Below are 20,064 nucleotides of genomic sequence, written 5' to 3'. Positions count from 1 at the left end.
ACGGCTCAGGCGGCCAGGCACATCCCGTCGTGGGAGGTCGCCGGCGCCCCGCGGCGCCCGACGGCCGCGTGCCGGGAGGTGACGCGCACCAGCTCGTCCTGCGTCCGGGCCAGCAGGTCGCCCAGGCCCAGCCCCAGGGCCTGGGCGGCGGCCGCGAGCACCTCCGAGGAGGCCTCCTTGCGGCCGCGCTCCACCTCCGACAGGTAGGGCATGGAGATGCGCGCCGCGTCGGCGACGTCCTTCAGCGTGCGCTCCTGCGCGAGCCGCTCCCGGCGCAGGACGTCTCCCACCAGGTGCCGCCAGAGCGGCTCCTTCGCGGCGGGGGCCGGCGGCCCTGGGCGCGAGGGGGCCGCGCGTCGGCCGCCGGGCGGGCGCAGGGGCAGGACACGGGCGTCGTTCGGCAGTCGGTTGCTCACCGTCCCAGCCTAGGAATCCGGGACGCCGGGGGAAGGCTCCGGCGTTCCGCCCTGAGGAGAATGACCGGAAGCAGGATTCCGGAAAATCAGTGGGCATGGTGCACGCGTGAGCGGGTACCCGCAACCCGGGAGTGCCCATGCACAGGACAGCCGCGACGTTCGGGAGAGGTAATGGAGACCGCTGTGATCCGGTCGAAGGCAGAGGTCGTCGCAGAGAACGCCGAGGTCGGCACGGGTGACGGAGCGCTGCCGGGTCTCGCGGACCCGCGGTCGGTCGCCCCGCGGGACGCCCGCGCGCTGTCCCGCCAGTTCTTCCAGCGCCTGACGGAGCTCGAAGAGGGCACGCACGAGTACCAGTACGCGCGCAACACCCTCATCGAGATGAACATGTCACTCGTGCGGTTCGCGGCGGGCCGGTTCCGTGGGCGCGGCGACGACATGGAGGACATCGTCCAGACCGGCATGATCGGTCTGATCAAGGCGATCGACCGTTTCGAGCTGTCGCGCGAGGTCGAGTTCACCTCCTTCGCGCTGCCGTACATCGTCGGCGAGATCAAGCGCTTCTTCCGGGACACGACGTGGGCGGTGCACGTGCCGCGGCGGCTGCAGGAACTGCGCGTGGAGCTGGCCAAGGCGCGTGAGGAGCTCGCCAGCCGCCTGGACCGCGAGCCCACGGTCGCCGAGCTGGCCACCCTGATGAACATCTCCGAGAAGGAGGTCGTCGAGGGACAGATCGCGGCGAACGGATACAACTCCTCCTCGCTGGACGCCGCGCTCACCGGGGACGGTCCGGAGGGCGGCGAGGCGGTCCTGGCCGACTTCATCGGCGTCGAGGAGGACGGCCTGCGGCTCGTCGAGGACTTCCACTCGCTCGCCCCGCTGATGGCGGAGCTCAGCGAGCGCGACCGGCAGATCATCCACATGCGGTTCGTGGAGGAGGCCACCCAGGCGGAGATCGGCGAGCGGCTGGGCTGCTCCCAGATGCACGTCTCCCGGCTGATCAAGCGGATCATCACCCGGCTGCGCGAAGGCATGCTGGGCGAGCTGGGCTGCGCCTGACACGCCCTGCCGGACCAGCGGGTGCCGTCCCCCTGCGGGAGTGGGGCGGCACCCGCGACCATGTCCGCTCGGCTTCGGCGGCCATGCCCGCACGGGGTCGGCCGCGCTTCCCCCCGGACTCCAGCGGCTGCACCACCCTCGGCCCTCGACGGGTCCGCGACCGACTGAGAGCCGCCCGGTGTCCGGGCGGCTCTGGTGCATCGCCGTGTTCGTACTGTGCCGGGCCTCCGCCGCGGCTCCGTGATCCACGCGCCGGGTCCGGAGCCGTCGGACGGCCCGCGTCCGCCCGGCGGTTCACGCGCCGGTCGCGCGGGTGAGCGGCAGCACGGCACGCACCCGTTTGCCCACCGGCACCCGCTCGACGCTGACCTGCTCCGCGAGCGCGTGGACGATCTCCAGTCCGTGCCGGCCGATGCGCTCGGGGTTGCGGGGGAAGATGCGGGGCAGTGCGGAGCTGCTGTCGTAGACCGAGACCGTCACCGCGCTGTCGGTGCCCGTGAGTTCCAGGATGTAGGGGCCGTTGCTGTGCCGGTCGGCGTTGGTGACCAGCTCGCTCACGACCAGCAGCACCGCTCCGTCGACCCGCTCGTCGACGCTCGCGCACCACTCGGTCCGCAGCTGCTCGAGGAAGAGCGCGGCGAAGGACCGCGCCTCGGCGATGCAGCCCTGCTCGCCCGAGTAGTGTGCCGCCCGCCGCAGCGGTTCCACGGGCACGTCGAAACCAGTCGGTATCACTGCCCCGTCCAGGTGGTCGATCATACGTTTCTTTCTGGGAAGCCGGACTGGCCGGACGCTCTGCAGAGTGCTCGTACCCCGAGTCGGCCTTCACAGTCCTCACGTTTTCCGGCCCCTCCGGCGGGCCCGGGCATTGTCCCCCTTCGACGGGGCACCCGGAGGAGACCAGGGCCCGGTCGAGGGGCGGCCGGACCGGATGGCCGGAGGTGCGCGGTGGCCTGGTGGACATGGCTTGTCGTGGTGATCGCGGCGCTCGCCGCCCTCGCCGTGGTGACGCTCGCCGTGCAGGCGGGCAGACGGTCGGGGACGGTCATCGCCGTGCGCCGCCGGCCGGGCGGGAAGGGCATGCGATGAACGAGCTGCTGGCCGCGCGGAGCCTGACGACCCTGCCGGTGGTCACCCTGGGCGGCGATGCCGTGGCCCAGATCAAGGACACCGTGTTCGACGCCGCGGCCGGCCGCGTCACCGGCTTCACGCTGAGCGGCCGCGGTCTGCTGTCGGGCCCGCTGAAGCAGAGCCTGCCCTGGTCGGCGGTGCACGCGCTGGGCCCGCACGCGGTCATGGTCCGCGACGCGCAGGCCCTGCAGGACACGTCCGTCGTGGTGGCGCGGCGCGAGGCGCAGCAGGGCCGGGTGCTGCACGCGAAGGTGCTGACCGACGAGGGGGCCGAGGTCGGTACGGTGCTCGACGTGGTGGTCGAGGGCGGCACCAGCGGCCGGGTGGTGGGCTTCCGGATCGCCGCGGACAAGTCCCTGGTGCAGGGCTCCCGGCGCAGGAGGCAACGGGTGTACGTGCCGCGCGGGGAGACGCTCGCCGTGTCCGGCCGGGCCCTGGTCATACCGGCGGACGCCACCCGTTACGTCGCCGACGACCTGCCGGCGTTCACCGCCCGGGTCGGCGCCTTCCGGCAGGAGCACCGGGGGGCGGCGTCATGATGCTGTTCTCGCAGGCGCGGGGGTTGCCCGTGCTGACGCTGGACGACGCCGAGGAGATCGGCGTCCTGAAGTCGCTCACGGTCGACGCCGCGTCCGGCGTGGTCACCCACGTCCGGGTGGGCGGCAGGCACTCCCGCAAGGAGAGCGTGCTGCCCTGGGGCGCCCTGCACGCCGTCGGCCCGGACGCCGTGCTGGTGCGCACGACCGCCGCCCCGGCCGCGGCACCGCCCCACCACGAGCTGCAGGGCCTGAGGGTCCTCACCGACACGGGCGACGCGCTCGGCACGGTGCAGGACGTCGTTTTCGAGCCGGAGACGGGCCGGGTGGAGTCGGTGGTCACCGCCCGGGGCGACCTGCCGGCCGACCGCCTGCTCGGACTGGGCGACTACGCCCTGGTGGTCCGGGCCGGCTGAACCGCGTCAAGCCTCGGCGGCCCGGGCCGCTCGGCCCGTCAGGTCGCTATTGGGACGCGGGGGGCTGCTCCGTCAGGACGCGGGGGGCTGCTCCGTCGTGCCGCCGCCGCTGTCCGGGCCGGATCCGGAACCGCTGTCGCTGCCGGGTGCCTGCGGCTGTTCCGACTGCCCCGACGACGGGGGCGGCGGTTCGTCGCTGGTGGGCGGCTCCGACGAGGTCTCGGTGCCCGGACTCGGCGGTTCGCTGGTCGACGCTTCACCGGAGGTCGTCTCACCCGGTGACGGGGGTGTGGTCACGGTCGTGGACGGGGTGGGCTCGTCCGGCTTCTCGGTCTTGTGGTCCTTCTTGCCCGTGTCGCCCTTGGGGCGCTCGAACCACTCGCCGTCGGGTTCGCACATCACGAAGGCGCCGACCGGCTTCGGCGCGGGCTTGACCACCACGACCTGCGAGGCCGCGTAACCCGGCCACGCCTCGCCGGTGGTCTTCGCGTTCTTCTGGGCAACCGGCGTATCGAGCGGGTTGCCGCACGCGCAGCGCACCCGCGGCACGCCGCGTTCGTCGACGAGGACGGCGGTGCCGGCCTGCAGCACGGCCTGGTAGCCGGTGGGGGCGCCGTCGTTGTAGCCGTGGTTCGTGACGCGGGTGTCCATCCGCAGCTGCACGGGGGTGAGCGAGCGCAGATAGGCGGGGACCTCGGACGGGTCCTTGCGGACGACCGAGGCGAAGGCCTTCTCCTTGTCCGGCTCCTGCTCGAAGAAGGTGATCTGCTTCTCCACGTCGCAGGAGGCGACGTTGCGGGTGCCTCCGTAGAGGCCGGGTTCGTCACCCTCCACGCCCTGGAGGGTGTTCTGCGCCGCCGACTCGCTGGCCCCGGAGGGCGGTACGGGCGAGGCGGAGTTCTTCTCGTTCGCGGTGGAGTCGGTGAAGGGGTCGGGGCCGGTGTCCGCCGCGGGCTCCAGGAACACCTCGCCGCTGGACGTGCTCGTGCCGGCGTCGGAGGCCTCGGTGCCACCGCCGCCGGGCCGGGACAGCACGACGGCCAGGATCACGGCGGCCACGACGGCCGTGGCGACGATGGCGACCCGGGGTATGGAACCCCACCACGGCCGGCGGGGTTCCGGCGGTTCCCCGCCGCCGCGCCCGGTGGGCGGTTCGGACGGCGGCCCGCCGCCCGGCGGAGGCTGGGAGGGACCCGACAGCGGGCCCGACGGAGGACCCGTGGGACGGCCGGACGACGGCGGATCGACGCTCACGATCTCTTCTTCCGCGTGCTTGCCTGCGGCCCTCGCGCACTCGGGGCACTCGGCCCGGCCTGTGCTGGCGTGCCGCCTTTCTCCACTCTCCTTCATTGTGTGCACCGGCCCCGCGTGTCCCGCAAGCCGACGCGGACGGACCTGCCCGGCGGGCGTGCGGGCGGGGTGCTGCTTAGCGTGACTGCGTGACTTCGCGCTCCCCCTCCGGCCGGGCCGGCCCCTTCGCCGGCCGGGCGTCCGCCCGCCATGGCTGGGTGCACGCCCTCCTCACGGTCCTCGCCGGGCTGCTGGCGATGGCGGTGGTGGCCGCGCTCGGTCTGTGGGCCGCCGGGGCCGCGGACCTCCCGGACGGTGCGTTCGGGCCGGTCGTCGCGGCGACGATGGTCACCGCCGTGGGCGGCGCGGTGGAGCTTTCCGGCAGCGCCGGTGACCTCGCCGACACACAGGCGGGCCTGACCGTGATCCCCCTGTCGGTCACGCTGACCGGGGCCCTGGTCATCGCGTGGGGTTTCCTGCGGCCCTTGCGGCACCGCGCCGTCGCCGGTGCCGCGGAACTGGCCGGCTGGGCCGGGCGGGTGGCCGTCCTGTGGCTGCTCGCGCTGATCGGCCTGACGCTCGCCGCCCGCCACACCTTCGACATCTCCCTGGGCGACGACGTGCTCGGGGATCTGGGGGACCTGTTCGGCACCTCACCGAGGGTCGGCTTCACCACCGACGTCCCGCTGTCGGTGCTCGTCGGCGTGGTGTGGCTGGCCGGTGTGCTCGTTCTGGCCCTGCTGGTCGCGCGCGGGGCCCCGCTGCCCGGCGGGCTGCTGCGGTTCCAGGCGTCGGTGCGCCCGGCCGCGTACGCGACGGTGGCGGTGCTGCTGGCCTGGGTCCTCGCCGGTGTGGTGATCGCGCTGGTCGTCGCGGCGACGCGGGGCCACACGGCCGAGACCTTCGCCGTGATCCTGCTCGGCATGCCGAACCTGATGTGGCTGGCGCTGACGATCGGCCTCGGCGCCACCTGGAACGGGCGCGTGGAGGGACCGTTCGGGCTGCCCATGCCGCACGTGCTGGACGAGGTGCTGCGCACCCCGGACGTCGCCGAGCTGAACTTGCGCACGCTCTCCGAGCACGACGGGCGGGTGTGGTGGCTGCTCGTCGCCGACGTCGTGCTGCTGCTGGCGGCCGCGTTCGTGATGGCGGCGCGGTCACCGGCCCGGATCCGGGCCTGGCAGCACGCCGTGCACATGGCCGTCGCACTCGTGCTGACCGTGTTCATGATCTGCCTCGTCGGGCGGATCTCCGCGCACTTCGGCCTGTCGGTCCTCGGCATCGGCGACCTCGGCGGCGGCCTGTCGGGCCGGTTGTTCCTGAGGCCGAAGCTGTGGGGGGCGATCGGTCTGGCCGTGCCGTGGGGACTGGTGACCGGGTTCGCCGGGGCGCTGCTGGCGCGGCGCGTGCGGCGGCGGGGCGAGGTACGTCCCGAGAACGAGAGCTGACCGGGACGGAGCCGGGCGGGAGGGAGGGCCGGGCCGGATGGGCGGGTGAGCCGCATCGACGGCCGGGCGGCACCCCCGGGCCGATCCGCCCGGGCGGGTCGGGGCCGGACCGCGCCGAGGCCCGGCCCTTCCGCGTCACGGCCCGCGCGTGCGCTCCACGAACACCGGCTCGGCCCAGCGCGGCGGCGGTTCGGGCAGCTCCTGCCCCGCTCCCGGCACCTGCCGCTCCGCTCGCGTCGACGTCCGGACGGCCCCCGCGGCCGCGCCGGTCGTGGCGGCGCGCAGCGCGGTCACGAAGGCCAGGCAGGACGGGTAGCGGTCGTCCGGGCTCTTGGCGAGGGCCTTGGCCAGTACGGGGTCGGCCTCTGCTGCGATGTCCGGCCGGGCCGCGGTGAGCGGCGGCGGCTCGTCGTACTGGTGGGCCCAGAGCAAGGCCATGTCGTCGTCGCGCTGGAAGGGCGGGTGGCCGGTCAGGATCTCGTAGACCACGCAGGCGAAGCCGTACACGTCGCAGCGGGCGTCCACCGGCTTGCCGGAGATCTGCTCGGGGGCGACGTAGTCGAGGGTGCCGACGAACTGGCCGACCGTGGTGAACCCGGTCAGGGACAGCGACTTCTTCGTCAGGCCGAAGTCGGTGAGGTAGACGTGCTCGGGGTGATCGCTGTCGGTGCCCGGGGAGACCAGGATGTTGCCCGGTTTGACGTCCCGGTGCACCAGGCCGTGCTCGTGCGCGGCGTCCAGCGCGGAGGCGACCTGGGCGGCGACGCGGACGGCGGTGGCCGGCGGCAGCGGGCCCTCACGGTCGAGGAGGTGACGCAGATCGCTGCCGGCGACGTACCGCATGGCGATGTAGAGCACTCCGTCGGTCTCGCCGGCCTCGAAGACCGGGACGATGTGCGGGTGGTCGATCGCTGCGGCGGCCCGGGACTCGTGCGTGAACCGGCGGCGGAAGGTGTCGTTGCGGGCCAGTTCCGGTGCCAGCAGCTTCAGGGCGACGGTGCGTTCCAGGCGCAGGTCGCGGGCCCGGTAGACGACGGCCATGCCGCCGCGGCCGATCTCCTGCTCGATCCGGTACCCGGCGATCTGCTGTCCGAGCAGTTCGGAGGGCCGTCCCGAGAAGAGGCCGGTCTCGCGGTTCACCGCCCGTCACCCTCGGGCGGGACGACGCGGGTGGGCGGGTGCCGGACCGCCCGGGTGGGCGGCGCCGCGGCCGGCGGCGGCGCCTGCTTCGCCTGGTCGGCCTCCCCGGGCTGCCCGGGCTGTTCGGACTTCCGGAACTCCTCGGGGCCGGCGACGCGTGTGGGTTCGGGGGGGCTCGCCGCCGTCGCCCCCGGCGAGACGACCCGGGTCGGTTCCTGCGGCGGCGGTGCGCCGGCCGGCGGCGGTGCCGTGGCGGCCCGAGGGGGGTCCTGCGCCGCCGCGGGCGTCTCGGCGACGACTCTGGTCGGCGGGTGGGCGGAGGCCGCGTGCGGCCGGGACGGCTCGGGGCCGTCCACGGGCGCCGGGCGGTCGGCCCGGGGTGTGTCGTCCGTGGCGTAGGTGGTCAGGCGGGTGCCGTCGGCGTACACCCAGCGTCCGTGCGCGGAGTCGTACAACCAGACGGATTCGCCGTCCACGACCACGCCGATGCGGGTGCCGCGGGTGCGCGTGCGGAAGGACTCCAGGTCGAGCCCGTTCGCGAGGTCCTCGACCGCCGAGCGGTAGCGGGCCAGGGCCTGCTGCGCCCGGCCCAGCAGCGGGCGCGGGTCGGCGGTGCGGGTCAGCGGCCCATCGGTGGTGGGCGGGTCCTGCGGCACGGCCACCAGGCGGCGCCCGTCGACCCAGGCCGACCAGCCGTTGAAGCACAGCACGTGCCCCCAGTCGCCCTGCCGCTCCAGCAGCTGCACCGGCAGCAGGGGGTCGAGGTCCACGGTGGGCCGGGACGGATCGGGGGCCTCCCAGGCCGGCATCCCGTGCTGCGGGACGACGTGCGTGGGCCGGAATCCGGGGGTGGTCACGGGCGGTGCCTACTTCCGCATCACGGCGGGTTCGTGGCGGCGCAGCAGCCGGGACACCAGGAACCCGAAGAACACCGACAGCACGACGAGCATGGCGACGTCCAGCAGCCAGGTGCCGGCCGCGTGCTCGAACAGCGGGTCCTCGGTCAGGTCGCCGGGCACGATGCGGGCCAGTCCCACCGTCCCGGCCATCGCCGCCAGGGCCCAGCGCGCCGGCACGAGCCAGCCCAGCTGCTCCAGGCCCGGGGTGCCGGCCAGCTTCAGCAGGGCTCCGCAGAAGACGACCTGGACGATGGCGATGAGCACGAGCAGCGGCATCGTCACCTCTTCCTTGCGCACCAGCGCGGACACGAGCAGGCCGAGCATCATCGCCGTGAAGGCCAGCAGGGCGACGGCGACGGTGATCTCCACCAGGGGCGGCATGAGCACCCCCTCGCCGCCGGGCGCGTTGACGTCCACACCGAGCAGGGCGACCAGGGTCAGCACCACCGCCTGCAGCACGGTGATGACGCCCAGGACGACGACCTTGGACATCAGGTACGCCGATCTGGACAGGCCGACCGCCCGTTCCCGCTGGTAGATCACCCGTTCCTTGACCAGTTCGCGCACGGCGTTGGCGGCCCCGGTGAGGACCGCGCCGACGCAGAGGATGAGCAGGGCGTTCATCGCCGTGTCGAGGGTCAGTCTGCCGCCGGCCAGGGCCCGTGCCATGGCGCCCATCACGAACGGCAGGGCGATCATGATGATGAGGAAGGTGCGGTCGGCCGCGAGCGCCGACGCGTACCGGCGTACGAGGGTGCCGAGTTGGGCGCCGCGGCTGCGCGGCCGGGGCGGCGGGGCGATGACCACCGGCCCGGACCGGTCCTGCCGTGGCTGCGCGGAGGCGTCCGCGACGTACCGGCGGTGCCACGGGGACGCCAGGTACTCCCCCGCCCAGTCCCGTTCCCTGTCCCGCTCGAAGTGCTCGAAGGCCTCCGGCCAGTGCTCGAAGCCGAAGAACGCCAGGGCGTCCTCGGGCGGCCCGTAGTAGGCGATCTTCCCGCCGGGCGCGAGCACCAGGAGCCGGTCGCACACGTCGAGGCTGAGCACGCTGTGGGTGACGACGATGACGGTGCGGCCGTCGTCGGCGAGGCCGCGCAGCATGTGCATCACCGAGCGGTCCATGCCGGGATCGAGGCCGGAGGTCGGCTCGTCGAGGAAGAGCAGCGACGGCTTCGTCAGCAGCTCCAGGGCCACGCTGACGCGCTTGCGCTGGCCGCCGGAGAGGCTGTGCACGGGCTGGTCGGCGCGTTCCTGCAGGCCCAGTTCGCGGATCACCTCGTCGACCCGGGCGCGCCGCTCGGCCTTGGCGGTGTCCTGCGGGAAGCGCAGCTCCGCCGCGTAGGACAGGGCCTTACGGACCGTCAGCTGCGCGTGCAGGATGTCGTCCTGCGGGACGAGGCCGATGCGCTGGCGCAGTTCGGCGTAGTCGCGGTAGAGGTCGCGGCCGTCGTAGAGCACGGTGCCGTGGCCGGCGGGCCGCTGGCCGGTGAGGGCGTTCAGCAGGGTGGACTTGCCCGCGCCGCTCGGCCCGACGACGGCGAGCAGGCACTTCTCGCCGACCGGGAACGACACGTGGTCCAGCAGCGTCTTGCGGCCGCGGTCGACGGTGACGGCGAGGTCCTGCACGTCGAGGGAGACCTCGCCGGTGTCGACGTACTCCTGCAGTTCGTCGCCGACGAGGCAGAAGGCCGAGTGGCCGATGCCGACGATGTCGCCCTGGCCGACCGGTGCCGTCGTGACGGGGCTGCCGTTGAGGTAGGTGCCGTTGTGGCTGCCGAGGTCGGTGATCTCGTAGGTGCCGTCGGGCAGGGCGCGCAGTTCGGCGTGGCGGCGGGAGACCACGAGGTCGTCGATGACGAGGTCGTTGTCCCCGGCGCGGCCGATGCGGACGGTGCGGGAGGGCAGGGGCCGCACGGTGGTGGGCGCCCGGTAGGTGCCGGTCATGGCCGGCATGGAGACCGCCGAGGGGCGTTCGGATGCCGGTGCGGGACGGCCGGTCAGCACGACGCGCGGTCCGTCGGCCGGGTCGCCGAAGCGGATGACGCTGCCGGGTCCGACGTCCCGGGCGTGGACGCGGCCGCCGTCGGCCCAGGTGCCGTTGGTGCTGTTCTCGTCCTCGATGGTCCAGTGACCGTCCTCGGGCCGGAGCACCGCGTGGTGCCAGGAGACCCGGTCGTCGGCGAGGACGATGTCGCTCAGTGGGTCGCGCCCCAGGTGGTAGTCGCGGCCCGGGATCAGCACGGTGGAGCCCGTCTCCGTCTTCAGGACGAGTTCCGGTGCCACCGATGGCTGCGCCATGGTCAGATTCTACCGATCCGGCCTGGTATGCGCCTGGGCGGGCGGGGGTGGAGGGTCAGGCCACGGGCACGCCCAGCAGGGGTGCGGCACGCTGCATCCGCAAGGCGTCCACGGACTCGGCGAGCAGTTCGTACTCGGTGGTGTCGTCGCTGGTGGCGATGCGCACCAGCCGTCCGGCCGCCAGCTCCTCGGCGACCCGCTCCTGCTGGGCGGGATCGGCGCACCACGCGCGCAGCAGCATGGGCACGTCGGGCACGGAGTCGGCGACCGGCACGAGCGCACCCGGGGGTAAGTGCTCGGCCTCGGGCCGGGGGTCCAGGCGCTGCGCGATCCAGGAGGCCCGGTCGCGCAGCCACCACAGGGCGAGGGCGAGGGTGGGCGCCCGGTAGGTGCCCAGGGGCACCCCGATGCGGCGTCCGTCGCACACCCCGTACGCGGTGACGTGGCACAGGAACTCGTCGTGCACGTGACCCTCCCCCGTCGCCCCGCCCGTCGGCCGGGCCTCGTGTCGTGCGGCTCGCGTGCTGTGCGTGAGGGCGCGGTCGCTCGACGTGAAAGCGCTCTCGCGTGTCAGTATGTTCACTGCTGAAACACTGTCACCATGACTTTTTGGCCACTTCCCTGGCATATTCACCGCCCGAGTTGGCCGAAATCCGGCGAGACGGTTCCGGAAGGCATGACCCGGGCGGTGATCGACCCTGCGAGGGCGGCGGGCGGGGTGGTGCGTGCCGGTTACCGCCGGGAGATTCCGGCTGCCGATCACGAGCGATCGCCGGACTGATCGCCGCGGTCCGCCGGCAGTTCCCCGGCCCGTACTCGGCTTCCTGGACCGGATCGAGGGCTGCCGGGCGATGAGTTCCCGCGCGTACCGCGGTGTGCACGAGGGAAGAAGGCCGCCGCACACCGGAGGATCCGATGGCCGCCACCACAGCCCTGGACGCCGAGTTCACCGCCGTCCTGCGAAAGAGCCCCGCCGAAGGCGGCTGGACGTACCTGGTCCGGCCCCGGTCCGTCGCGTTCTTCGGCACCAGGGGCCTGGTCAAGGTCCGCGGCACGATCGACGGACACCCGTTCCGCAGCTCCTTCATGGCCCTGGGCGACGGCACCCACGAACTCCCCGTCAAGGCGGACGTCCGCAGGGCCGTCGGCAAACAGGAGGGCGACACGGTGACCGTACGCCTGGAGGAGCGCCTCGGCTGACGCCGGCGCACGTCGGCGGGTATCTCGGCCGGCGCGGTACGCCTCGGCGGGTGCGGCCTGCCTCGGCCGGCGCGGTACGTCCCGGCCGGCGCCCGGCGGGTGCCCGCGCGGCGCGGCGTGGCGTGGCGCGGCGCGGCGCGGCGGACGCGCGTGTGCCCGGAGGCGGGAGGCCGCCCCCGGGCACACCGTGACCCCTACTGCTTGACGATCGCGTCGATGCGGGCCAGCTCGTCCGCGTCGAAGTCCAGGTTGGCGATGGCGCCGACGCTGTCCTGGAGCTGCTGTGGGCTGCTCGCCCCGACCAGCGCCGAGGTCACCCGGCCGCCGCGCAGCACCCAGGCCAGCGCCATCTGGGCCAGGGTCTGGCCACGGGACTCGGCGATGCCGTTCAGCTCCCGCAGGCGTGCGACCAGCTCCTCCGTGACCGCGTCGGAGTTCAGGAACGGGCTGTCGCTCGCCGCCCGCGAGCCCTCCGGGATGCCCTCGAGGTAGCGGCCGGTGAGCAGACCCTGCTCCAGCGGGGAGTAGACGATCGACCCGGTCTGCAGCTCGTCGAGGGCGTCCAGCAGCCCTTCGTCCTCGGGGCGGCGGTCGAGCATGGAGTAGCGCGGCTGGTGGATCAGCAGCGGCGTGCCCAGCTCACCCAGGATGCGGGCGGCCTCGCGGGTCTGCTCCGCCGAGTAGTTGGAGACTCCGACGTACAGCGCCTTGCCCTGCTGCACGGCCGAGTGCAGCGCACCCATCGTCTCCTCGAGCGGGGTGTCGGGGTCCGGGCGGTGCGAGTAGAAGATGTCGACGTAGTCCAGGCCCATCCGCTGCAGGCTCTGGTCCAGCGAGGACAGCACGTACTTGCGCGAACCCCACTCGCCGTACGGGCCGGGCCACATCAGGTAGCCGGCCTTCGTCGAGATCACCAGCTCGTCGCGGTAGCGCCCGAAGTCCGACCTGAGGAACCCGCCCAGCGCGGACTCGGCGGCACCGGGCGGCGGGCCGTAGTTGTTGGCGAGGTCGAAGTGGGTGATGCCGAGGTCGAAGGCGCGGCGCAGGATGGCGCGCTGGGTCTCGGCGGGGCGGTCCGGGCCGAAGTTGTGCCACAGGCCGAGCGAGAGCGCGGGGAGCTTCAGGCCGCTGCGTCCGGTGCGCCGGTAGGGCATGTCCGCGTAGCGGTCGGGATGTGCGGTGTACAACGCGACTCCAGGGGGTTGGCTCGGTCGGGGGGAACCGGGGTCCACTCTGGCGTGACCTGCGCCCATGCGTCCAACAGAAGAATCCGATGGAATTCAGCGGTTACGCTTCTCAGTCATGGAACTGCGCCACCTGCAGCACTTCGTCGCGGTCGCCGAGGACCAGCACTTCACCCGGGCGGCGGAACGCCTCCTGGTGTCCCAGTCGGGCCTGTCGGCGTCCATCCGGGCCCTGGAGCGGGAGCTGCAGACGCCGCTGTTCGTGCGGACGACCCGCAGGGTGACCCTGACCCCGGCCGGGCGGGCGCTGCTCGGCGAGGCGGAGCGGATCCTGGCTCAGGTGCGCTCGGCGCACGAGGCGGTCGCGGCGGTGCAGGGCGTGCTGCGCGGGATGCTCGCCCTGGGCACGGAGCAGTGCGTCGCCGGAGTGAACGTGGCGGGGCTCCTGGCGGGCTTCCGGCGGCGACACCCGGACGTGGAGATCTGCCTGCGGCAGGCCGGGTCGGGCGCGCTCGCGGAGGAGGTCGCGGCCGGGCGGCTGGATCTGGCGTTCGCCGTGCGCACCGCCCGGGAGGAGACCGACCAGCTTCGGGCCGTGCCGCTGTCGAGCGAGCCGATGACCGTGCTGTGCCATCCGAGCCACCGGCTCGCGACGGCGGGGGCCGTCGTGTCGCCGGAGGACCTGGGCGGCGAGGTGTTCGTCGACTTCCACCCGGACTGGGGGCCCCGGCGCACCACGGACGCGGCGTTCGCCGCCGCGGGCGTCCGGCGCAGCGTCGCCCTGGAGGTCAACGACGTGCACAGCCTGCTGGACCTCGTGGACGAGGACCTGGGCATCGCCGTCGTGCCGCGTCACTTCCGGCACAAGCGCGCCTCGCTGACCGCGCTGCCGGTGACGGGCTTCGGGGACGCCGGCTACGAGACGGTCGCCCTCCTGCCGCCGGCCCAGGCGACCAGCCCGGCGGCCCGGGCCCTGATGGCCCTGCTCGAGACAGGTCGTCCGACACCACCCCAGGAGGGCGTCCGCCCCTCCTGACCCGAGCCGTCCCGCGCCGCGGCCTCCTGACGTCACGTGCCGTCCGGATCGGCGGCACGAGGGCAACGGTTTCACGCTCGCGTGCGGGCACGGTCCGACCGTGGCGTGTCGGACCCCTCACCCTCGCGGCGCAGGGCCGCACCGGGGAGGCGGTGGCGCGGATCCACCTGCCCGGGCGGGCGCCGCCGGGGCTCCACGGGAGCCGGATTCCCGGCGCGTGATCCCCGGCGATGCGCGAAGGTGGACGTATGCATGCCAAGGACATCCTCGTCGAGGGCTACAGCCGCATCCGGGAAGAGGTCCACGCCGCGCTCGACGGACTCGGGCCCGAGGAGCTGGCCGCCCGGCCCGCCCCGGGCGCCAACTCCGTCGCCTGGCTCGTCTGGCACCTCACCCGCGTCCAGGACGACCACGTCGCCGACGCCTTCGGTCTGGAGCAGGTGTGGCTGTCCCAGGGGTGGGACGAGCGCTTCGGGCTGCGCCTGCCCCGTCACGACACCGGTTACGGCCACAGCGCCGCCCAGGTCGCCGAGGTGAAGGTCGACTCGGGCGAGCTGCTGACCGGGTACTACGACGCCGTCCACGAGCAGAGCGTGCAGGCCCTGCGCGGCCTGACCGCCAAGGACCTGGAGCGCGTCGTCGACGAGCGGTGGGACCCGCCGGTCACCCTGGGCGTCCGGCTGGTCAGCGTCCTGTCCGACGACCTCCAGCACGTCGGGCAGGCGGCGTACGTGCGGGGACTGCTTCAGAGCGCGGCGTCGTAGCCGGGGAGCACGACGTCGCGGATCAGGGCGGTGCGCTCGTCGAACGGCAGGAAGGCGCTCTTGACGGCGTTGACGGTGACCGTGCGCAGGTCCTCGACCGTCCAGCCCGCCTCCTCGACCAGCAGGGACATCTCGCGGGTCATCGTCGTGCCCGACACCAGCCGGTTGTCGGTGTTCAGGGTGACGCGGAAGCCGAGGTCCTTCAGGGCGGTGATCGGGTGCTCGGCGATCGACGTGGCGGCACCGGTCTGCAGGTTGGAGGTGGGGCACATCTCCAGGGCGATGCGCCGGTCGCGCACCCAGCTCGCGAGGCGGCCGAGCTTGCCGGACGCGAGGTCGGGGATGTCGTCGGTGATCCGCACGCCGTGCCCGATGCGCTGGGCGCCGCACACCTGCAGGGCCTGGTGGATGCTGGGCAGGCCGTGCGCCTCGCCGGCGTGGATGGTGAAGGGCACGCTCTCGCGGCGCAGGTGCTCGAAGGCCGCGAGGTGGTCGGCGGGCGGGAAGCCGTCCTCGGCGCCGGCGATGTCGAAGCCGACGACACCCGCGTCACGGAACGCCACCGCCAGATCGGCGGCCTCGCGCACCCGGTCGAACATGCGCATCCCGCACAGCAGGGTGCCCACCCGCACGGGCGTGCCCGCGGCGGCGGCCTTGGCCATACCGGCGGCCAGGCCCTCCTGGACGGTCTCCACCACCTCGGCCATGGTCAGCCCGCCCCGGGTGTTCAGCTCCGGCGCGTAGCGCACCTCGCCGTAGACGACGCCGTCGGCGGCGAGGTCGAGGACGTACTCCTCGGCGGTGCGCAGCAGGCCCTCACGGGTCTGCATCACGGCGAGCGTGTGCTCGAACGTGGCTATGTAGCGCACCAGGTCGCCGGAGTTGGCCGCCTCGTAGTACCAGGCGGCGAGCTCGTCGGGGTCCGTGGTGGGCAGCGTGTGGCCGACGGCGTCCGCGAGTTCCACGACGGTGGCCGGGCGCAGGCCGCCGTCGAGGTGGTCGTGCAGCACGGCCTTGGGGAGACGGCGGATCACATCGGCGTCTACGCGCGTAGCAGTCATGGCGGGACTTTCCTTGTTCGGGCGGTTCGAGTGAATTCAAGTGAAGAGGGGGCGTTCAGGCGGCGGGCTGGAGCAGGTCCCAGCGGTTGCCGTACAGGTCCTGGAAGACGGCGACCGTCCCGTACGGCTCGCGCCGGGGCTCCTCCAGGAAGACCACGCCGGCGGCGGACATCCGGGCGTGGTCGCGGGCGAAGTCGTCGGTGTGCAGGAAGAAGCCGACCCGCCCTCCGGTCTGGTCCCCGACCCGGGCGGCCTGGGCCTCCCCCTTGGGCCGGGCCAGCAGCAGCCCGGTTCCCGCTCCCGGGTCACCGGGTTCGACGACGACCCACCGGGATCCGTCCGGCCGGGCCTCGTCCTCGGCGAGCCGGAAGCCGAGGGCGTCCGTGTAGAAGCGGATCGCCTCGTCGTAGTCGTCGACGACGAGGGTGACCAGGGCGATACGGCGCATCGGGACCTCTCGGAGCACGGGGTTGACCGGAGAGGTTATACGTAAAACGCGCGCCGTGCCAACTGCCGGACGCGCGCCGTGCCGACCGCCGGACGCACGCCGTGCCCACCGCCGGACGCACGCCGCGCCGACCGCCGGACGCACGCCGTGCCCACCGCCGGACGCGCGCCGCGCCGACCGCCGGACGCACCCCGTGCCGGCCACCTCGCGCACGCTCCGGCCACCGGGACGCCCGGCGCCTCCCGAGCGGGCGTGACGGCCCGTGATCCACCGGGTCACCTCCACGATCACGCCCCCGTCGCAATGTGAGGGAGATCCGGCGCATATATGGCGCTCTTCTGGGTGGGTTGCACTGCCGACGTGGATGCGGGACGGTTGCGGTCTGCATGTTTTCCAGTACAGGAAGGTGGTGGGGTGCGCAGGATGCGTGCCTCCGCTTGTGACCGCTTCCCCCAGTTCCTCCGCCCGCTCACGCAGCGCCGACACCAGGGTCGGCAGCGCGTGGGGTGACGCCCCCTACCCCGTGCTGGTCGTCGACCGGCACGGCACCGTCGTGCAGTTGAACGATGCCGCGCGGCTCCTCCTGCCCGACGCGGCGAGCGGTGACGGGCTGCACGAGGCGGCGCCCTCCTGGCTTTCCGACGCCCACCGGCGCCTTACCGGCGGACCCCTCGCCCCCGGCGCCGCCCCGACGAGCGGCCCGGTCAAGGACCGCATCGTCCAGGCCCACCCGACCGCCGCCGTCGACGGGGACGTGGTGTGGTGGCTGGTCGACGACACCGACCGCCATCTGGCGGAACAGGCCGCGCGCAACGCGCAGGCCCGCTCGGAGATCCTCTCCGAGGTCTCCTCGACGCTGCTGTCGACCCTGAACGTGCCCCGCTGCATGGAGGTGGCCGCGTCGATGGCCGCGGAACATCTCGCGGAGGCCGCCGTGCTCGTCGCCCCCGCACAGGGCCGCCGGCACCCGCTGACGTACGCGCCGCAGGGCGGGCCCGTCGTGCAGGTGACGCGGCAGATCGACACGCACAGCGTGCCCGGTCTTCCCGAGGCTCTGCAGGGCTTCCCGCCCGTGCCCGCCCGGTGGATCGACCCGTCGGTCCTTCCCGACTGGGTGATCCCCGACGCCTTCACCGGCCCGGTCGGCTCGGTGATAGTCACTCCCCTGCCCGGACACGGCGTGCCCGCCGGTGCCCTGATCCTGCTGCGTTCCAGCACCGAGCAGGCGTTCACGGAGGGCGAGGAGGTCTTCGCCCGGCTGTTCGCCGCCCGGGCCGGTGCCGCGCTGTCGGCGGCGCGTCTGTACACCGAGCAGGCCACCATCACCGCGACGCTGATGCACGAACTGCTGCCGCCCACACTGCAGCGGGTGCACGGCGTGCAGTACGCGGGCAGCTACCGGGCCGCCAAGGACCACGAGCGGGTCGGCGGGGACTTCTACGACGTCCACCCGGGCGCCGATCCCTCGCAGGAGACCCTGGTCGTGCTGGGCGACGTGGCGGGCAAGGGACTGGACGCCGCCGTCCTGACCGGCAAGATCCGCAACACCCTGCACGCCCTGCTCCCCCTGGCCGGTGATCACCAGCGGGTACTGGACCTGCTCAACGGGGCGCTGCTCAGCTCCCGGCACACCCGCTTCGCCACGATGGTCCTCGCCTCGGTGCGCCGCCGTGCGGGCCGGGCGCAGCTCCGGCTGACCAGCGCCGGCCATCTCCCCCCGCTCATCGTGCGCGCCGGCGGCCGTGTGGAGGAGGTGACCTCGCGGGGCACGCTGATCGGCGCCTTGCCGACGGTGGCCGCGCACACGGTCGAGACGGTGCTGGAGCAGGGGGACACCTGTCTGCTGTACACCGACGGCATCACCGAGGCGCGCGGCGGGCCGCTGGGCGACGAACTGTTCGGCGAGGCCCGGCTGAAGCGGGCCCTGGGCGAGTGCGCCGGGCTCCCGGCTGAGGCCGTCGTGGAGCGTGTGCAGATGCTGGCCGCCGAGTGGGTCGGGCGCGGACGGCACGACGACATGGCCGTCGTCGCGGTCGGTGTCCCCAGGACCGGTGGTCTGTCGATCGTCAACGGCCGCCGAGGTGACGGGAAGGACGGGTGAACGCTCCCGCGATGTCCGTGACACTGCAGAAACGGTTGTGGCGGGCCGTGGCCGAAGGTGACGAGTACGGCGCCGTCGACGTGCTGTCCGGTGCCCTGGCCGACGGGCTGGACGAGGAGACCCTGCTGCTGGACGTGATCGCACCGGTGCAGGAGAAGGTCGGCGCCGAGTGGGCCGCCGACCGCATCACCGTCGCCCAGGAGCACGCCGCCACCGCCATCAACGAACGTGCGGTGGCCGCCTTGGCCCACCGCGGCCGGGACGCGGTGAGACGCCCGGCGCACCGGGGCCGCGTGACGGTCGCCTGCATCGACGGGGAGTGGCACGCCTTCCCGGCCCGCCTCGTCGCCGAGACACTGCGCCTGCGCGGCTGGCAGGTCGACTACCTCGGAGCCCAGACGCCGACCCCGCATCTCATCGCGCATCTGCACCGGACCAACCCCGATGCGGTGCTGCTGTCCAGTTCGATCCCCACGCACCTGCCGGCCGCGCACGGCGCGATCACCGCCTGCCAGGCCGTCGGCGTCCCCGTCATGGCGGGCGGCCTCGCCTTCGGCCCGAAGGGGCGCTACGCGCGGGCGCTGGGCGCGGACGAGTGGGCGGCCGACGCGCGCGGTGCCGCCGACGCCCTGGCCGCCGGACTCGCCCGGCCCCGGCCCGCGGCGCTGCGCCAGGCGGTCGACGACCTCCCGCACCTGGCCGACCAGGAGTACACGATGGTCGCGCAGACCCGGACCCGGCTGGTCCGGGGCACCCTGGCCGGGCTGGAGGACCGTTTTCCGGCGATGCGGTCCTACACGGACGAGCAGCGCGAGCGCACGGCCGAGGACGTCGCCCACATCGTGCAGTTCCTCGCGACCGCGCTGTACGTGGACGACGCCGAGCTGTTCACGTCGTTCCTGAGCTGGACCGCCGGCATCCTCGAGGCCCGGAACGTGCCCGCCCGGTCGCTGATCGCCGGTCTGGACGTCCTCGCCGGGCGACTGCACGACTTCCCCCGGGCCCTCGCCCTGATCCGCGACGGCACCGCCGTGCTCGCCGACCGCCCCGCCCGTCCCGTCCCCGGCTCCGAGACTCCCGCATGACGAACCTGCCTCCCGTTCCGTTCACCGTCCTCACCCACCGCGCCGCGAGCACGCTCACCGTGCGCGTGGTGGGCGAACTCGACTACGACACCTGCGGCGACCTCCTGGACGCCGTCGTCCCCCTCCTGTCCGAGGAGGCGGGGCTGCGCGAGGTACGCCTGGACTTCGGCGGCCTGACGTGGATCGACTCCTCCGGCCTGTCGGCCCTGCTGATGGTGCACCGTCACACCAGCGCGGCCCGGGCGGTCCTCCACCTCGACCACCGGCCGGAGTTCCTGGAGCGCATGCTCCACCTCACCAACGTCCTGGAGTTCCTGACGGAGCCCGCGGCGGGGGCGCGGGCGGACGGCCGGACCGACGAGGTCACGGAGGCGGAGGCCACCTGACCGCGCCGGCGGGCGTGGTCGGGCCCCTTGCGGGTTCGTCCGGCCGCGACGGGCCGCGCCGTCGCAGCGGGCCGGCCCCGCCACCGAGCGCGTGACGACGGCGCCGGTCCGCGCCACGTGTTCGCCCGCCGTTCGGCGGCTTCCGGGCCGTGGCTGCTGATCGGCC

General features: G+C 73.7%; 21 protein-coding genes. 11 read left to right on the top strand and 10 right to left on the bottom strand.

All coding sequences use genetic code 11. The features are described from left to right. Nucleotides 1-5 precede the first annotated feature (5 nt). On the bottom strand, nucleotides 6-416 hold the full coding sequence (locus Q5694_RS01950) for a helix-turn-helix domain-containing protein (RefSeq protein ID WP_333930183.1): 411 nt from the start codon (nucleotides 414-416) through the stop codon (nucleotides 6-8). Nucleotides 417-587: 171 nt separating this feature from the next. Between Q5694_RS01950 and Q5694_RS01945 the strand changes: the two genes are divergently transcribed. Continuing rightward, nucleotides 588-1,475 carry an RNA polymerase sigma factor SigF gene (locus Q5694_RS01945; RefSeq protein WP_333930182.1) on the top strand — a complete coding sequence of 296 codons (888 nt, stop codon included), beginning with the start codon at nucleotides 588-590 and terminating at the stop codon, nucleotides 1,473-1,475. A gap of 294 nt (nucleotides 1,476-1,769) precedes the next feature. Here the strand turns inward: Q5694_RS01945 and Q5694_RS01940 are convergent, their stop codons facing one another. Further along, nucleotides 1,770-2,234 carry an ATP-binding protein gene (locus Q5694_RS01940; RefSeq protein WP_333930181.1) on the bottom strand — a complete coding sequence of 155 codons (465 nt, stop codon included), beginning with the start codon at nucleotides 2,232-2,234 and terminating at the stop codon, nucleotides 1,770-1,772. A 189-nt stretch (nucleotides 2,235-2,423) separates the two neighbouring features. Between Q5694_RS01940 and Q5694_RS01935 the strand changes: the two genes are divergently transcribed. The 3 genes from Q5694_RS01935 to Q5694_RS01925 are packed head-to-tail and all read left to right on the top strand — an operon-like array spanning nucleotide 2,424 to nucleotide 3,558. After that, on the top strand, nucleotides 2,424-2,564 hold the full coding sequence (locus Q5694_RS01935) for a hypothetical protein (RefSeq protein ID WP_333930180.1): 141 nt from the start codon (nucleotides 2,424-2,426) through the stop codon (nucleotides 2,562-2,564). After that, entirely contained in the window at nucleotides 2,561-3,145 is a 585-nt protein-coding gene (locus Q5694_RS01930; protein ID WP_333930179.1) for a PRC-barrel domain-containing protein, read from the top strand. Before Q5694_RS01935 ends, Q5694_RS01930 begins: the two co-directional genes overlap by 4 nt. Next, nucleotides 3,142-3,558, top strand: a complete 417-nt coding sequence (locus tag Q5694_RS01925; protein ID WP_333930178.1) for a PRC-barrel domain-containing protein — start codon at nucleotides 3,142-3,144, stop codon at nucleotides 3,556-3,558. Before Q5694_RS01930 ends, Q5694_RS01925 begins: the two co-directional genes overlap by 4 nt. Before the next feature lie 72 nt (nucleotides 3,559-3,630). Here Q5694_RS01925 and Q5694_RS01920 read toward each other — a convergent pair whose 3' ends face one another. Beyond that, complete coding sequence (locus Q5694_RS01920) at nucleotides 3,631-4,812, bottom strand: DUF6777 domain-containing protein (protein ID WP_333930177.1); 1,182 nt, start codon at nucleotides 4,810-4,812, stop codon at nucleotides 3,631-3,633. A 185-nt stretch (nucleotides 4,813-4,997) separates the two neighbouring features. Between Q5694_RS01920 and Q5694_RS01915 the strand changes: the two genes are divergently transcribed. Then, entirely contained in the window at nucleotides 4,998-6,296 is a 1,299-nt protein-coding gene (locus tag Q5694_RS01915; RefSeq protein ID WP_333930176.1) for a streptophobe family protein, read from the top strand. Between the two features lie 135 nt (nucleotides 6,297-6,431). Here Q5694_RS01915 and Q5694_RS01910 read toward each other — a convergent pair whose 3' ends face one another. Genes Q5694_RS01910 through Q5694_RS01895 form a run of 4 tightly spaced genes read right to left on the bottom strand, consistent with a single transcriptional unit; the run spans nucleotide 6,432 to nucleotide 11,099 of the window. Further along, nucleotides 6,432-7,436: a serine/threonine-protein kinase gene (locus Q5694_RS01910; RefSeq protein ID WP_333930175.1), complete on the bottom strand. Its 1,005-nt coding sequence runs from the start codon at nucleotides 7,434-7,436 to the stop codon at nucleotides 6,432-6,434. Further along, nucleotides 7,433-8,293: a hypothetical protein gene (locus Q5694_RS01905; protein WP_333930174.1), complete on the bottom strand. Its 861-nt coding sequence runs from the start codon at nucleotides 8,291-8,293 to the stop codon at nucleotides 7,433-7,435. Before Q5694_RS01905 ends, Q5694_RS01910 begins: the two co-directional genes overlap by 4 nt. A gap of 9 nt (nucleotides 8,294-8,302) precedes the next feature. Beyond that, a complete protein-coding gene (locus Q5694_RS01900) occupies nucleotides 8,303-10,633 on the bottom strand; it encodes an FHA domain-containing protein (protein WP_333930173.1) in 2,331 nt (776 codons plus the stop codon). Between the two features lie 55 nt (nucleotides 10,634-10,688). Further along, a complete protein-coding gene (locus Q5694_RS01895; protein ID WP_333930172.1) occupies nucleotides 10,689-11,099 on the bottom strand; it encodes a hypothetical protein in 411 nt (136 codons plus the stop codon). A 449-nt stretch (nucleotides 11,100-11,548) separates the two neighbouring features. On the opposite strand from Q5694_RS01895, the gene Q5694_RS01890 reads away from it, so the two are divergent. Continuing rightward, complete coding sequence (locus tag Q5694_RS01890) at nucleotides 11,549-11,833, top strand: DUF1905 domain-containing protein (protein ID WP_333930171.1); 285 nt, start codon at nucleotides 11,549-11,551, stop codon at nucleotides 11,831-11,833. A gap of 194 nt (nucleotides 11,834-12,027) precedes the next feature. Here Q5694_RS01890 and mgrA read toward each other — a convergent pair whose 3' ends face one another. After that, the gene (gene mgrA / locus Q5694_RS01885) at nucleotides 12,028-13,020 is read right to left on the bottom strand and encodes an L-glyceraldehyde 3-phosphate reductase (protein ID WP_333930170.1); all 993 of its coding nucleotides are present in this window, start codon (nucleotides 13,018-13,020) and stop codon (nucleotides 12,028-12,030) included. A 115-nt stretch (nucleotides 13,021-13,135) separates the two neighbouring features. Between mgrA and Q5694_RS01880 the strand changes: the two genes are divergently transcribed. Continuing rightward, nucleotides 13,136-14,053, top strand: a complete 918-nt coding sequence (locus Q5694_RS01880; RefSeq protein ID WP_333930169.1) for a LysR substrate-binding domain-containing protein — start codon at nucleotides 13,136-13,138, stop codon at nucleotides 14,051-14,053. A 248-nt stretch (nucleotides 14,054-14,301) separates the two neighbouring features. Continuing rightward, nucleotides 14,302-14,817: a mycothiol transferase gene (locus Q5694_RS01875; RefSeq protein WP_333930168.1), complete on the top strand. Its 516-nt coding sequence runs from the start codon at nucleotides 14,302-14,304 to the stop codon at nucleotides 14,815-14,817. Here the strand turns inward: Q5694_RS01875 and Q5694_RS01870 are convergent. Continuing rightward, nucleotides 14,799-15,878, bottom strand: coding sequence for an adenosine deaminase (locus Q5694_RS01870; RefSeq protein ID WP_333930167.1), 1,080 nt, complete (start codon nucleotides 15,876-15,878; stop codon nucleotides 14,799-14,801). The genes Q5694_RS01875 and Q5694_RS01870 overlap by 19 nt on opposite strands. 55 nt (nucleotides 15,879-15,933) lie before the next feature. Continuing rightward, the gene (locus Q5694_RS01865) at nucleotides 15,934-16,326 is read right to left on the bottom strand and encodes a VOC family protein (protein WP_333930559.1); all 393 of its coding nucleotides are present in this window, start codon (nucleotides 16,324-16,326) and stop codon (nucleotides 15,934-15,936) included. A 439-nt stretch (nucleotides 16,327-16,765) separates the two neighbouring features. Between Q5694_RS01865 and Q5694_RS01860 the strand changes: the two genes are divergently transcribed. Genes Q5694_RS01860 through Q5694_RS01850 form a run of 3 tightly spaced genes read left to right on the top strand, consistent with a single transcriptional unit; the run spans nucleotide 16,766 to nucleotide 19,898 of the window. Beyond that, the gene (locus tag Q5694_RS01860; RefSeq protein ID WP_443040792.1) at nucleotides 16,766-18,427 is read left to right on the top strand and encodes a PP2C family protein-serine/threonine phosphatase; all 1,662 of its coding nucleotides are present in this window, start codon (nucleotides 16,766-16,768) and stop codon (nucleotides 18,425-18,427) included. 11 nt (nucleotides 18,428-18,438) lie between these two features. Then, on the top strand, nucleotides 18,439-19,512 hold the full coding sequence (locus Q5694_RS01855; RefSeq protein ID WP_333930166.1) for a cobalamin B12-binding domain-containing protein: 1,074 nt from the start codon (nucleotides 18,439-18,441) through the stop codon (nucleotides 19,510-19,512). Continuing rightward, nucleotides 19,509-19,898: an STAS domain-containing protein gene (locus Q5694_RS01850; protein ID WP_333930165.1), complete on the top strand. Its 390-nt coding sequence runs from the start codon at nucleotides 19,509-19,511 to the stop codon at nucleotides 19,896-19,898. The genes Q5694_RS01855 and Q5694_RS01850 overlap by 4 nt, the downstream gene beginning before the upstream one ends. Nucleotides 19,899-20,064: the final 166 nt, after the last annotated feature.

It is taken from the genome of Streptomyces sp. AHA2 (assembly GCF_036857595.1).
Taxonomy (GTDB): domain Bacteria; phylum Actinomycetota; class Actinomycetes; order Streptomycetales; family Streptomycetaceae; genus Streptomyces.
The sequence above is the reverse complement of the archived record's forward strand: the minus strand, read 5'-3'. Positions and strand labels throughout refer to the sequence as shown.